Source organism: Streptomyces sp. NPDC046862 (assembly GCF_040704615.1).
Lineage (GTDB): Bacteria > Actinomycetota > Actinomycetes > Streptomycetales > Streptomycetaceae > Streptomyces.
Genome location: NZ_JBEYXP010000053.1, coordinates 36,075 through 49,686, shown reverse-complemented (window position 1 = coordinate 49,686; position 13,612 = coordinate 36,075). Strand labels below are relative to the sequence as shown.

The 13,612-nt window shown below is 71.3% G+C and carries 10 protein-coding genes and 1 pseudogene; 7 read left to right on the top strand and 4 right to left on the bottom strand.

Annotated features, from left to right (window positions below):
- Window positions 1-234: 234 nt before the first annotated feature.
- Window positions 235-924: pseudogene (locus AB0959_RS41455) on the top strand (glycoside hydrolase family 75 protein); the annotation flags it as partial.
- Window positions 925-1,036: 112 nt separating this feature from the next.
- Here AB0959_RS41455 and AB0959_RS41450 read toward each other — a convergent pair.
- The 4 genes from AB0959_RS41450 to AB0959_RS41435 form a co-directional block, all read right to left on the bottom strand.
- A complete protein-coding gene (locus AB0959_RS41450; protein ID WP_366832000.1) occupies window positions 1,037-1,468 on the bottom strand; it encodes a PTS fructose transporter subunit IIA in 432 nt (143 codons plus the stop codon).
- Between the two features lie 4 nt (window positions 1,469-1,472).
- Window positions 1,473-2,081 carry a dihydroxyacetone kinase subunit DhaL gene (gene dhaL / locus AB0959_RS41445; protein ID WP_366831999.1) on the bottom strand — a complete coding sequence of 203 codons (609 nt, stop codon included), beginning with the start codon at window positions 2,079-2,081 and terminating at the stop codon, window positions 1,473-1,475.
- Window positions 2,082-2,162: 81 nt separating this feature from the next.
- The gene (dhaK, locus tag AB0959_RS41440; protein WP_366831998.1) at window positions 2,163-3,155 is read right to left on the bottom strand and encodes a dihydroxyacetone kinase subunit DhaK; all 993 of its coding nucleotides are present in this window, start codon (window positions 3,153-3,155) and stop codon (window positions 2,163-2,165) included.
- Between the two features lie 520 nt (window positions 3,156-3,675).
- Window positions 3,676-4,869 (bottom strand): FAD-dependent monooxygenase, encoded by a 1,194-nt coding sequence (locus AB0959_RS41435; protein WP_366831997.1) that lies wholly within the window; start codon window positions 4,867-4,869, stop codon window positions 3,676-3,678.
- A gap of 489 nt (window positions 4,870-5,358) precedes the next feature.
- Here AB0959_RS41435 and AB0959_RS41430 point away from each other — a divergent pair, with 489 nt between their 5' ends.
- From AB0959_RS41430 to AB0959_RS41405, 6 genes are all read left to right on the top strand, one after another.
- Window positions 5,359-6,417 (top strand): LacI family DNA-binding transcriptional regulator, encoded by a 1,059-nt coding sequence (locus AB0959_RS41430; RefSeq protein WP_366832038.1) that lies wholly within the window; start codon window positions 5,359-5,361, stop codon window positions 6,415-6,417.
- Window positions 6,418-6,829: 412 nt separating this feature from the next.
- On the top strand, window positions 6,830-8,215 hold the full coding sequence (locus tag AB0959_RS41425) for an extracellular solute-binding protein (protein ID WP_366831996.1): 1,386 nt from the start codon (window positions 6,830-6,832) through the stop codon (window positions 8,213-8,215).
- Window positions 8,216-8,345: 130 nt separating this feature from the next.
- Window positions 8,346-9,287, top strand: coding sequence for a sugar ABC transporter permease (locus AB0959_RS41420; protein WP_366831995.1), 942 nt, complete (start codon window positions 8,346-8,348; stop codon window positions 9,285-9,287).
- Complete coding sequence (locus AB0959_RS41415) at window positions 9,284-10,219, top strand: carbohydrate ABC transporter permease (protein WP_366831994.1); 936 nt, start codon at window positions 9,284-9,286, stop codon at window positions 10,217-10,219. Before AB0959_RS41420 ends, AB0959_RS41415 begins: the two co-directional genes overlap by 4 nt.
- A 90-nt stretch (window positions 10,220-10,309) precedes the next feature.
- Complete coding sequence (locus AB0959_RS41410; RefSeq protein WP_366831993.1) at window positions 10,310-12,469, top strand: beta-galactosidase; 2,160 nt, start codon at window positions 10,310-10,312, stop codon at window positions 12,467-12,469.
- 184 nt (window positions 12,470-12,653) lie between these two features.
- Entirely contained in the window at window positions 12,654-13,592 is a 939-nt protein-coding gene (locus AB0959_RS41405) for a 5-dehydro-4-deoxyglucarate dehydratase (RefSeq protein ID WP_366831992.1), read from the top strand.
- Window positions 13,593-13,612 lie beyond the last annotated feature (20 nt).

The following is a 13,612-nucleotide window of genomic DNA, read 5'->3' as shown; positions in this document are numbered from 1 at the left end:
ACCCTCGCCCGAGGACGCTTCACGCTGCCCGGCGCGGCCCGCTGTCGTCGCTGATCCCGCGCCGACGAGAGTGGCCGAGTCGCCCGGCCCGCAACGGGCCGGGCGCTCGGCCGCACGCGTGCACCGAGGTGACGTCGTGCCGCATCCGGACGTGTCGCACTGGCCTCGCGCCGTGACTTTCCCTCACCGTGGGCGGGTGATCATCCCTGTCCGCCGACGAGAGGATCCCTCATCGTGCGTGCCCAGTCGCTGGCGCCGGCCACGGTCGGCGCCGTCCTGCTCGCCCTCACGACGGTGCCCGCCGAGGCACACCGACGGGAGTCCGCCCGGTTCGAGGGGGGTAGCTTCGAGGGGGTCAGCGCCGCCGACCTGCTGACCAGGCTGGACGAGTGCCGGCCTGTCTCGAAGGGCCGCTACCGGAGTGACGCGGGCGCCCCGGCCGACATCCCCGTCTGCGACACGGAACGCGCGGTGTTCTGGAAGGCCGACATGGACATCGACTGCGACGGCCAGTCGGGCCCCCGCTGCAACCGCGGGACCGACCCCTGGTTCACGCCCACCACCGCCTACACGCAGTCCGACGGGCGCTACCTGAACGCCGAGACGCTCCCCTTCATCGTCATACCCGCTCCGAGCGGCATCTGGGACCACCGCGCTCACGGTGTCCGGGGCGGTTCCGTCGCCGCCGTCATCTACGGCGACCGCGTCCAGTACGCCGTCGTCGGGGACACCGGCCCCCGCCACCTCATCGGCGAGGCCTCGTACGCCACGGCCAAGGGCCTCGGGATCCGCCCCGACCCACGCACCGGCGGCGCCGCCTCAGGGGTCACGTACGTCGTCTTCAAGAACACGCGCGTGACCCCCATCGAGAACCAAGCGGAAGCCGTTGCCCAAGGGGAGGTGCTGGCGCGCAAGCTTGTGGGGGAGGGGCGGACCGGGGGGCTGCCCGGTGGGCGCGGTGCCGTGCGCACGAGCCGGGGCGGGCCCGGCGCCGGAACCCGCCCCGGGCGGGCCCCGGCCTGGCTGCGGGCTTGGATCACTCCTTCCGGTAGGAGTACGCCTCCGTGGCTGCCGCCTCCACTGTGGCGAGGTCCGCTCCCGCCGAGGCCGTGACGACCGCGGCGACGGCGCCCTCGACGAAGGGGGCGTCGATCAGGCGGGTGTCCACGGGCAGCTCGTCGCCCTCGGCGAGGAGGGCCTTCACGGTGAGGACGGCGCTGCCGAGGTCGGCCAGGACCGCCACCCCGGCACCGCGGTCCACGGCCGCGGCCGCCGCCGACACCAGCTCGGTGCTGGTGCCCAGTCCGCCGTCCGGGGTGCCGCCCGCGGGGGCGACCGGGGCGGTGGGGCCGCCGCCCGCGAGGCCCTTCGCCAGTTCGGCGACCGAGGATGCGACGGCGGCACTGTGCGAGACGAGCACGATGCCGACCAGGGTGCCCGCGGCGTCTGTGGCGTCTGTGGTGTCCATGGCGTCACTCACCGGCGGCCTCGGCGGCCTCGACGAGGGTCGCGATCAACAGCGCGCTGGACGTGGCGCCGGGATCCTGGTGCCCGATGCTGCGCTCGCCCAGGTAGCTGGCCCGGCCCTTGCGGGCCTGCAGAGGTGTCGTCGCCTCCGCGCCCTGCTCGGCGGCGGCCCGCGCCGCGGCGAACGAGTCGCCGAGCGCCTCGACGGCCGGCACCAGCGCGTCGATCATGGTCTTGTCGCCGGGGGCGGCACCGCCGAGGGTCATGACCGCGTCGACGCCCGTACGCAGCGCGTCCGTGAGCTGCTCCTCGGTGACCTCGGCGTCGTCACCCAGCGCCTTGCCGGTACGGCGCAGCAGCGTGCCGTACAGCGGACCGGAGGCGCCTCCCACCGTCGAGATCAGCTGCCGCCCGGCGAGCACGAGGACCGCGCCCGGCGTCCCGGGGGACTCCTTCCCCAGCGTGGCCACCACGGCGGTGAACCCGCGTTGCAGGTTGCTGCCGTGGTCGGCGTCCCCGATCGGTGAGTCCAGGGCGGTGAGCCGCTCGGCCTCACGGTCCACGGCCGCCGCGGTGGCCGTCATCCAACGGCGGAAGAAGTCGGCGTCGAGCACGGAATCTCCTTGCGTGGTACGGAAGTTGATGCGCTGAACGAGTTCGGGGCGTGGCCGTCGGCGAGTGCCTGGGCGCGACGCTCAGACACCCCACCGCAGCCCCGGCGTCTTCACCGGCGCGTCGTACAGCCGCAGCAGCTCCTCGTCGACCTGGCACAGGGTCACCGACGCGCCGGCCATGTCGAGCGAGGTGACGTAGTTGCCGACGAGGGTGCGCGCCACGGCCACTCCGCGGTCGGTGAGCGCGCGCTGCACCTCCGCGTTGAAGCCGTACAGCTCCAGCAGCGGTGTGGCGCCCATGCCGTTGACGAGGAGCAGCACCGGGTTGCGCGGGTTCATGTCCTCCAGGATGGCGTTCACCGCGAAGTCGGCGATCTCGCCCGAGGTCATCATCGCGCGCCGCTCACGCCCCGGTTCACCGTGGATGCCGATGCCCAACTCCAGTTCCCCGGGCGGGAGATCGAAGGTGGGGCTGCCCTTGGCGGGGGTCGTGCAGGCGCTGAGCGCGACACCGAAGGTGCGGGAGTTCTCGTTGACCTGCCGTGCCAACGCCTCGACGCGCTCCAGCGGCTGCCCCTCCTCGGCGGCGGCCCCGGCGATCTTCTCCACGTACAGAGTGGCACCGGTGCCGCGCCGCCCCGCGGTGTAGAGACTGTCGGTCACGGCGACGTCGTCGTTGACGAGCACTTTGGCGATCTGGATGCCCTCGTCCTCGGCGAGCTCCGCCGCCATGTCGAAGTTGAGCACGTCGCCGGTGTAGTTCTTCACGATGAACAGCACGCCCGCGCCGCTGTCCACCGCGGCGGCCGCACGCGCCATCTGGTCCGGCACGGGTGAGGTGAACACCTCACCGGGGCATGCCGCGGACAGCATTCCCAGGCCCACGAACCCACCGTGCAACGGCTCGTGTCCCGACCCCCCACCCGATACCAGCGCCACCTTTCCCGCGACCGGAGCGTCCCGCCGCACGATCACCCGGTTCTCCACATCCACGTTCAGCTCGGGATGCGCCGCCGCCAGTCCGCGGAGCGCGTCCGCGACGACGGTTTCCGCGACGTTGATCAGCATCTTCATGGGTACCTCCTGGAAAGAGTGGCAGATGGCCCTCTGGTCTCAATTATCGCTGGTCAGAGTGGTTGGGGCCAGTTCTCGATCTTGGCGGTCGGTGGTGGGTGGGAAGGGGGCTCGGCGGTATGGCGCCGACCTGTCGCCGACGGTGATGACGGGTCGTCAAGATCCTTTGCTGCGTGGACGTGGGCCTGCTGACGCGCTGCTGTCGGCAGTATCGACCTTGTGGCAGCGAAGGTCACGTGCGGGGGCAGGTCCGGGCGCGCCCCGGCCCTGAAATCGGCGGCTCGCTCAAGGGGGTGACCGGCGGAGGCCGGACGGGGTGCGCAGGTTGATCAGCAGGGTTAGTGTGAGAGCTGGGCGATGCGGGGCGGGTGTCTTCGCGCGGGGCCGACCCTCTGCGTGACCGGGAGCCAATGGGCGCCGTCCGGCGCCGAGTTGGCGGCGACCCGCTCGCTCGTCTGCCCGCCACGGCGGGAGCCCCGTTGCCTGCCCCCTGCCGTTTCGGCTCGGTCCGCGATCCCGGTCAGGGGGTGAGCGCCGCCTCGGCGTCGTGGCCGTAGATCCAGCCGTTGCTCACCAGGGGGTCGGAGCCGGCGAGTGCCGTGTCACGGGCCTGCTGTTCGGGGCCGTCGGGCAGGTGGTTGATGTCCCGGCGGGCGTGACTGACCTGCTGGAGCCGAGTGGTGCGTTCGATCCGCGCCGACTGGTACCGCTTCAGCGCCTGCCCGGGGTCGTCCGCGGACGCGGCCAGGCAGTGCGCCAGTACCGCGGCGTCCTCGATGGACTGGGCCGCGCCCTGGCCGAAGAAGGGGAACATGGGGTGGGCGGCGTCACCGAGCAGCGTGACCCTGCCCCGACTCCACCGACGCAGGGGCGCCCGGTCCATCAGCGCCCACCGCCCGGGGGCACCGCCGGCGGCGATCAGGTCCGTCACGCGCGGATCCCAGCCCGCGAACTCGGCGCGGAGCTCCTCGATCGTGGCCGTCGCGCTCCAGGACTCGTCGGTGAAGTCCCCGGCAGGGGCGACAGCGACGACGTTGACGGCCTGCCCGCCCGCGATCGGATAGTGCACGAAGTGCCGCCCGGGCCCGAGCCAGAGGGTCTGGGCCCGCCGAAGGGCGAAGTCCGGCGCGGCGTGGCCGGGCACGATGGTGCGGAAGGCACAGAGGCCGGAGTACTCCGGCGGCGCGGGTTCGGTCACCGCTTCGCGGACGACGGAGTGCATGCCGTCGGCGCCGACCACGACGTCCGCCTCGATGTGGCCGCCGTCGGTGAAACGCACGAGCGCCCCGTCGGAGACCGCTTCGACCGAGGCGCACCGCGCGCCCAGACGGATCCACTCACCGGGCACGGCCGCCAGGACGGTGTCCAGCAGGTCGGCCCGGTGGACCACGTAGGTGCGCTCGCCGTAGAGCCGTTCGCACACTCCGCTCAGGTTCTCCACCGACAGCACGCTCCCGTCCGCCCAGCGGCGGAACTCCCAGCCCCAGTCCAGCGGCACGGCCCGGCGCAGCAGCTGCTCCATGACGCCGAGGCGGCGCACCAGCCGTACGGCGTTGGGAGCCACGACCAGCCCGGCGCCGACCTCGGTGAGCGCGCTCGCCTGTTCGTGGACGGTGGCGGTCAGCCCCGCGCGGCGCAGGAAGGCGGCGGCGGCCAGACCGCCGATGCCGCCGCCGATGATGACGATCCGCGGGCCGTGTACGACGTCGGGCATGGATCCACTCCTCTTCCTGGAGGGCGAACATCACGGTGGGGCCTCGACCTCGGCGATGTCCCGCATCGCTGAGGACGGGTCGTGCTCATTCAATGAACGCCCCCTTTCGGCAGTCGTCACGGTCAGTCCCGGCCTGATACGGGGAGTCCCGGCCTGATGCCGCTTTCCGGCCGGCCCTGTCGCAGCGTGGGTTCACGGCTGTTCGGACACCGCTCTGAAGCACCTCCGAGCTGCGCGGATCGCTGCCTCCGGCGCGGTGGGGGCCCCGCCCGCTGCCGGGAGGGACATTACGGATGCGTACCGGAGTCTTGACGGCCGCCTTATGACTGCGTAGACATGACTGCGTAGACATGACAGCGCAGTCAGGCACGCGACCGTCTGACATCATGGGCTCGGTATCGGGCCCTTGTCGGGCACTGTCGTCGGCCACCGGGAGACACCATGACGCGAGGAACAGGGCGGGGCGGAGGTCCCGCCGCGCCGCGCAGTGTGGACGTCGCCCGGCTGGCCGGTGTCTCGCAGAAGACGGTGTCGAGGGTCTTCAACGACGAGCCGTACGTCTCCGCCGACGTGCGCAGGCGCGTGCTCGAAGCCGCCGGCCAACTCGGCTACCGGCTCAACAACGCGGCCCGGGCCCTGGCCTCCGGCCGGACCCGTTCCATCGGTGTGGTGACGCTGGGGACCGCCCTGTACGGTCCTGCGACGTTGCTCATGGGCGTCGAGCGGGTCGTCCGGGACACGGGGTACGCGCTCCGCGTGGTCAACACGATGGAGGGCGACCCCGCGGGCATCGCGGGCGCCGTGGACTCGCTCCTCGACCAGGGAGTGGACGGCATCGTCATCTCCGAGCCGATCGACGAGGAGGGGGGCGGGGGAGAGGTCTCCGTCCGTGTCTCCGTGCCCGTCCTGGTCATCGGAGCGCCGCCGCCGTTCCCCGCCACCACGGTCCTGACCGCCGGAGGCCGTGCCGACCTGATGGCACGGGCGGCCACCGAACACCTGCTGGACCTGGGGCACGCGACCGTGCGGCACCTCGCCGGTCCGCAGCGGTGGTACGCCGCACGGGACCGCCTCGAGGGCTGGCGAACCGCGCTGGCCGCGAACGGCAGAGACGTACCGCCGGTCGTCGAGGGCGACTGGTCGGCCGCGTCCGGCTACGCGGCGGGCCGCGCTCTGGCCGCCGACCCGGAAGTGACCGCGGTGTTCGCCGCGAACGACGACATGGCGATCGGGCTGATGCGGGCGCTGGTGGAAGCCGGCCGCCGGGTGCCGGAGGACGTCAGTGTCGTCGGCTTCGACGACATCCCGGTCGCCGGCTATGTGACTCCTCCGCTGACCACGGTGCGGCAGCCGTTCGACACCGTGGCGCAGGAGGGGCTCAAGCGCCTTGTGCACGCCATCGAGAACCCGCAGGCGGATCCCCTGCCGGCGAGCGACCCACCGGTCGACCTCGTCATCCGTTCCTCGACCGCGCCTCCGACGCCCCGGACGACCCCGGGCCACGGGCGCCGCACCGCCGCCGGCTGGCGAGGGGAGGACCGCCCCTGACGCTGCTCCCCGTGACACCTCCATGACGACCCCTGGCGTCCCATGGCGTCCAAGAACGACCCATGGCGTCCCATGACGACCGCTGACCAGCGCTGATCAGCTCGGCCACCACAGCTCACAGCCGGGCATACGGCCCCGGGGATGAGCCGCCCATCCGGCTGCTGCTCGGTGCCGCCCTCCCCGGCCGCGTTCCGCGGGCCCCCAGCCGGGCTTGCGCACCGGTCCCTGTTCCCACCCGCATTCTCCTGCCGGCGGCGGCTTTCCACCTCGGCAGCACGTGGCCCGACCACGGTAATCGCCTGCGTCCTGACCGCAGGACCGTGACGTCCGCGCCAACCCTCCCCTTCCTCACCTCCGTTCGGCATGCCCTCGCCAGGCGTGCCGTCACCCTCACCATCGGCGGGAGTTCACCATGCCCAGTTCCGGATCCTTCGCCAGTTCCTCCCCGATGAGCCGCCGGCTCTTCCTCACCGCGACCGGAGCCGTGTCGCTCGGCGCCGCGCTGACCGCGTGCGGCGGCGACTCCGGCGGCTCCTCCTCTTCCTCCAAGCCGGTCAGCCAGGCCGACATCGACAAGGCCATGAAGACGCCGACCGAGCTGACGTTCTGGACGTGGGTCCCGAACATCGCGCAGGAGATCGCGCTCTTCGAGAAGAAGTACCCGGCCATCAAGGTCAAGGTCGTCAACGCCGGCCAGGGAACCCCGCAGTACACCAAGCTGCGCACGGCGCTCAAAGCCGGCAGTGGTGCCCCGGACATGGTGCAGATCGAGTTCCAGGCCATCCCGACGTTCACCATCACCAACAGTCTGCTGGACCTCGGGCCGTACGGCGCCTCCGCGCTGAAGGACAAGTTCGTCGACTGGACGTGGGGCCAGGTCAGCGGCGCCAAGGGCGAGGTGTGGGCGATTCCCCAGGACACCGGCCCGATGGGCATGCTGTACCGCAAGGACATCTTCGACAAGCACGGCATCCAGGTTCCGGAGACGTGGGACGACTTCGCCGCGGCGGCCCGTAAGCTGCACAAGGCCGATCCGGACGTCTACCTCACCAACCTGGCGGCCAACCAGGTCGCCGCCTGGCATGGTCTGTTGTGGCAGGCGGGTGCCAAGCCGTACGCCACCTCCGGCAGCGACATCACCATCAGCGTCGACGACGCGGTCTCGAAGAAACTCGGCGACTACTGGGGCACCCTCGCCAAGGAGGGAGTCATCGGCGTCGAGCCGGACTTCACCGACTCCTGGTACGCCGCGCTCAACAAGGGCAAGTACGCCACGTGGCTCACCGCGGCCTGGGGCCCGGTCTTCCTCTCCGGCTCCGCCAAGGCCACCGCGGGCAAGTGGCGGGCGGCCCCGCTGCCCCAGTGGGACGCCGCCAAGCCGAGCTCCGGCAACTGGGGCGGCTCCACGACCGCGGTGATCCGGTCGACCAAGAACCCGATCGCGGCGGCGCTGTTCGCGCAGTTCCTCAACAGCGACCCCGCCAGCGCCAAGATGTTCGCCACCGAGCAGTTCTTCTTCCCGGCGACGAAGGCACTGCTCACCGACCCCGAGTTCGTCGGGGACACGCCGTCCTTCTACGGCGGCCAGAAGGTCAACCAGGTCTTCGCCGACATCGGCGCGACGGTCAACTCCTCCTTCCAGTGGCCGCCGTTCCTGGACCAGGCGGCGACGGACTGGACCGAGACCGTCGGCAAGTCCCTCGCCGACAAGAGCGACACCGTCGCCGCACTCGGCACCTGGCAGTCGCGCCTGACCAAGTACGCCAAGGCCCAGGGCTTCAGCGTCAAGTCGTCGTGACCGTGTGCGGGTCCCGGGCTCCCGTCCTCACCGCTGCCTTCCCGCTGCTCCCATTCTCGCCGTTCCCGCGTTCCGGCGGGAGTGCGGGACCCGCTCCCCGGACAGTTCCACCCCACAGAAAGGCCCGACGATGACTGCCACAACCGCGGCCTCCGCCAAGGGCCCGCGCCGAACGGGGCCGACGCGTCGCCGGCTCGGTGGTGCGCGTCGCCACGGTGCGGCAGGGCCGTTGTTCGTCGCACCGTTCCTGGCGCTCTTCCTCCTGCTCTTCCTCGCCCCGCTCGGTTACGCCGCCTACCTCAGTCTCTTCCAGGAACGCCTCATCGGCGGCAACGTGTTCGTCGGCCTCGACAACTACGTCAAGGCCCTCCAGGACCCGCTGCTCCTCCACGGCGTCGGACGCGTCGCCCTGTTCTTCCTGATCCAGGTGCCGCTGATGCTGGTCCTGGCCCTGCTCTTCGCGCTCGCCCTCGACAGCGGCCTGCTGCGCCTGGCTCGCGTGATCCGCCTCGGGATCTTCGTCCCGTACGCCGTCCCGAGCGTCGTCGCGACCCTCATGTGGGGCTATCTGTACGGCCCGGACTTCGGCCCCTTCGCCCAGCTCAGCCGCGAACTCGACTTCTCCGCCCCGCACTTCCTCAGTGACAGCTGGATGCTCGGCAGTCTCGCGAACATCGTGACGTGGGAGTTCGTCGGCTACAACATGATCATCCTGTACGCCGCCCTGCGGACCATCCCGTCCGAGCTGTACGAGGCGGCCGCGATGGACGGCGCCGGCGCCTGGCGGGTCGCCTGGTCCGTCAAGCTCCCCGCGCTGCGGCCGGCCCTGATGCTCACCCTGCTGTTCTCCGTGATCGGCAGCTTCCAGCTGTTCAACGAACCAAGCCTCCTGATGAAGATCGCGCCGGACGTCATCAGCAGCTCCTACACCGCCAACCTCTATGCCTACTCCCTCGCCTTCACCGGCAACCAGCTCAACTACGCGGCCACGGTGTCCTTCCTCCTGGGCCTCGTCATCGTGATCGCCTCCTACGCCGTACTGCTGACCGCCAACCGCAGGAGGACCCCGTGACGACCACAGCTCCCACGGCCGCCCTCACGCCCACGGCGGAGAAGACCCGCGGCGGGGAAGGGGGGAAGCGACGCCGACCGTCGTCCCGCCGCAGCACCCCGCTGACCATCGCCATGCTGGCTGCCCTCGCCTACTTCCTGCTGCCGCTGTTCTGGCTGCTCATCGCCTCCACCAAGAGCACCCAGGACCTGTTCAACAGCTTCGGCCTGTGGTTCTCCGACGCCCCGCAGCTGCTGACGAACATCAAGGAGACCTTCACCCAGGACAACGGCGTCTTCGTCCACTGGCTGGTCAACACGGCCCTCTACGCCATCGTCAGCGCCGTCGGCGCGGCGCTGCTCGCGGCGGCCGCCGGATACGGGTTCGCCAAGTTCCGCTTCCGCGGCGACCGGCTCGCCTTCAACCTCGTCCTGGGCGCGGTGATGGTCCCGGCCACCGCCCTGGCGATCCCCACCTACCTGCTCTTCGCCAAGGCGGGCATCGTCAACACGCCGTGGGCCGTCATCCTGCCGTCCCTGGTGAATCCCTTCGGCCTCTACCTCATGCGTGTCTACGCCCAGGACGCCGTCCCCGACAGCCTCCTGGAGGCCGCCCGCATCGACGGCGCCGGCGAGGCCCGGATCTTCTTCACGATCGCCCTGCGACTCCTCGCCCCGGGCCTGGTGACCGTCCTGCTCTTCACGCTCGTGGCGACCTGGAACAACTACTTCCTGCCGCTGATCATGCTCAACAACCCCAACCTGTACCCCATCACGGTCGGCCTCTCCTCCTGGGCGGCCCAGGCGCAGAACGGCGGCGCGGGCTCCAGCAGCGACATGTTCGCTCTGGTCGTCACCGGATCGCTGATCTCGATCGTGCCGCTCGTGGTGGCCTTCCTCCTGCTCCAGCGCTACTGGCAGAGCGGCCTGGCCGCTGGCGGCGTCAAGCAGTAACGCCCCTTCGCCCCCACTCCCCGACCGACCGCCGCCCCGTCGCTCTCGCGGCCGCGCACCCCCACATCCCGATCTCCCGGAGGTCCCTTCATGGCGGATCTGCCCGCCCGTGTCCTGTTCGGCGCCGCGTACTACCACGAGTACCAGCCCGCCTACGGCTCCCCGCCACCGTCGGACGAACAGCTCAAGACCGACCTCGACCTGATGGCCGGGGCCCGCTTCACCGTGATCCGGGTCGGCGAGTCGGTCTGGTCGACCTGGGAGCCCGAGAACGGCCGTTTCGAACTGGACTGGCTCCATCCCGTCCTCGACGGCGCCCACGAGCGGGGCATCTCCGTGATCCTCGGGACGCCGACGTACGCCGTGCCGCCGTGGCTCGCCCGCCAGTACCCGGAGATCACGGGTGAGCGCGCGACGGGGCAGCGCATCGGCTGGGGCGCCCGCCAGGAGGCCGACTTCACCCACCCCGCCTTCCGCTTCCACGCCGAGCGGGTCATCCGCCGGATCGTCGCCCGGTACGCCGACCACCCGGCCGTCATCGGCTTCCAGGTCGACAACGAACCCGGCCTGCACCTCTTCCACAACCACGGGGTCTTCCAGCGCTTCGTCGACCACCTCCGCGAGAAGTACGGCGACGTCGAGACCCTCAACCGCGAATGGGGCCTGGTCTACTGGTCGCACCAACTGGCCACCTGGGCCGACCTGTGGACCCCGGACGGCAACGTCCAGCCGCAGTACGACGTCGCGTGGCGGGAGTTCCAGGCCCGCCAGGTCACCGAGTTCATCGGCTGGCAGGCCGACATCGTGCGCGAGTACGCCCGCCCCGGGCAGTTCGTCACCACCTGCATCTCGTACACCCGCCAGGGGGTGGAGGACGACGAGATGACAGACCGCCTCGACATCGCGTCGGGCAACCCGTACTACGACATGCAGGACGGCCTGCTGCTGCCCGACCCCACGCCCGACCGCCACGAACAGAAGTGGAAGACCACCGGGGTGTGGTCGATGTACCAGACCGCGGACTGGATGTTCTCCTCCCGGCAGGCGCCCTTCCTGGTCACCGAGACCAACGCGAACTCCATCGGCTTCGCCTGGGACAACCGGCCCGGCTACGACGGCCAGTGGCGGCAGGCGGCCTGGGCCCACGTCGGACGCGGCGCGCGGATGATCGAGTACTGGCAGTGGCAGACGCTGCGTTTCGGCGCCGAGACCTACTGGGGCGGCGTCCTGCCGCACAGCGGCCGCCCCGGCCGTACGTACGCCGAAATCGCCCGCCTGGGCGCGGAGTTCGAGGCGGCCGGACCACTTGTCGCCGGGATCGAGCCGGACGCCGACATCACCCTGGTCTACTCGATGCCGAGCAAATGGCTGATGCAGAAGCATCCACCGCTGGCGACCGCCGACGGCGAACCCGACCCCGCCGCCTACCACCGCCTCTTCGACCCCTTCTACCGCGGCGCCTTCGACGCCGGCCGCCAGGTGCGCATCGTCCACGCCCGGCAACTGACCGACCCACACGGCGAAAGGGAGGGGCTCGCACCCGAGGAGGCGGCGCGCCGCCACCCCGTCCTCGTCGTCCCGGCCCTCTACATCGCCGACGACACGACCCTCGACTGGCTGGCCGCCTACGCCCACGCCGGCGGCCACCTGGTCCTCGGCCCGCGCACAGGGTACGCCGACCACGAGGCCCGCGCCCGGCAGGAGCCGGCTCCCGGACGCCTCAGCGAGGCCGCGGGCGTCACGTACGACGAGTTCAGCAACCTCGCCCGCGACCTCGCCGTCCACGCCGCGCCCGGCAGCCCGTTGCGGCTGCCGGAGACGGCTACGGCGACGCGCTGGGCCGACGGCCTGACCGTCGTCGACGCCGACGTCCTCGCCGCTTACGACCACCCGCACTTCGGCCGCTGGCCCGCCGTCACCAGTCGCGGCCACGGGCAGGGGCGCGTCACGTACGTCGGCACCGTGCCCGGACGTGATCTCGGGCGGGCACTGGCCGCATGGCTGGTACCGGCCGCGGGCAGCGGCTGGCAGGACCTGCCGCCGTCCGTCACCGCGACGACCGGCACCGCGCGGGACGGCCGCCGCGTCCACATCGTCCACAACTGGAGCTGGCAGCCCGCCCGGGCCCTGACTCCGGTGGACCTGACCGACGTCCTCGACGGCAGCCCCGTGCCCGCGGGGACGGCACTGGAGCTCGGCCCGTGGGACGTACGGGTGCTCGTGTCCGGCGACAACGTCATCTCCCCCTGAGGGTTTCCGGGCCCGGAGGCCGGTCCCGTGCGACACGAACTGTCGCACGGGACCGGCCTCTTCGTTGTCGTCCGATCGCAATCAATACCTGCACACCCATTGACCTGGCGCGTCCACGGATCTAGCCTCCGTCCTCATATGTAGACGTCGTCTTCATATGAGGACCCCATTCAATGGAGTGAACATGGTGGAAACAGCCGGTGTCGTCGGACGCCTGAGCCAGGGCATGGCGCAGGGCGTCCTCTCCTTCCCGCTCACCAGCTTCCGCGAGGACGGCACCCTGGACCTGGACGCGTACCGCTCCTACCTCGCGCTCCAGCTGGCCGCCGAGCCGGGCGCGGTCTTCCCGGCCTGCGGCACCGGGGAGTTCACGGCTCTGGACGAGGACGAGTACCGCCAGGTCGTCACGGCCGCGGTGGAGGCGGCGGACGGGCGCGTCCCCGTCGTCGCGGGCATCGGCTACGGCTGGGCGCAGGCCCTGCGGTTCGCGCGCATCGCCGAGCAGGCGGGCGCCGACGCCGCCCTCGTGCTCCCGCACTACCTGGTGAAAGCCCCGCAGGACGGCCTGGTGGAGCAGCTGCGCCGGATCGCGTCCGGCACTGGCCTGCCCCTCATCGCCTACCAGCGCGACCAGGTCTCCTTCACCGCCGGCGGACTGCGCCGTATCGCGGAGATCCCCACCGTCATCGGGCTGAAGGACGGACACAGCGACCTCGACCGCCTCCAGCGGCTGACGCTCGCCGCACCCGAGGGCTTCCTGTTCTTCAACGGGGCGGCGACGGCGGAGATCCAGGCACGTGCCTACGCCGCCGTGGGCGTCCCCGCGTACTCGTCGGCCGTCCACGCCTTCGCCCCGGAGATCGCACGCGCCTTCTTCGGCGCCTTCCAGGAGGGCGACACGGCCCGGATGGACGAGCTGCTGAGCGGCTTCTACATCCCGTTCGTCGAACTGCGCGACAGGGTCCCCGGCTACGCGGTCTCCCTCGTCAAGGCCGCCGCCCGGCTGCGCGGCCTGCCCGTCGGCCCCGTGCGCGCACCGCTCACGGATCCCGGCCCGGAAGACCTCGCCGAGCTGACCAAGCTGCTGGACCACGGTCTGGGGCTCGTCGGCGCCGAACGCTGACCTTCACTTCACGCACGCAC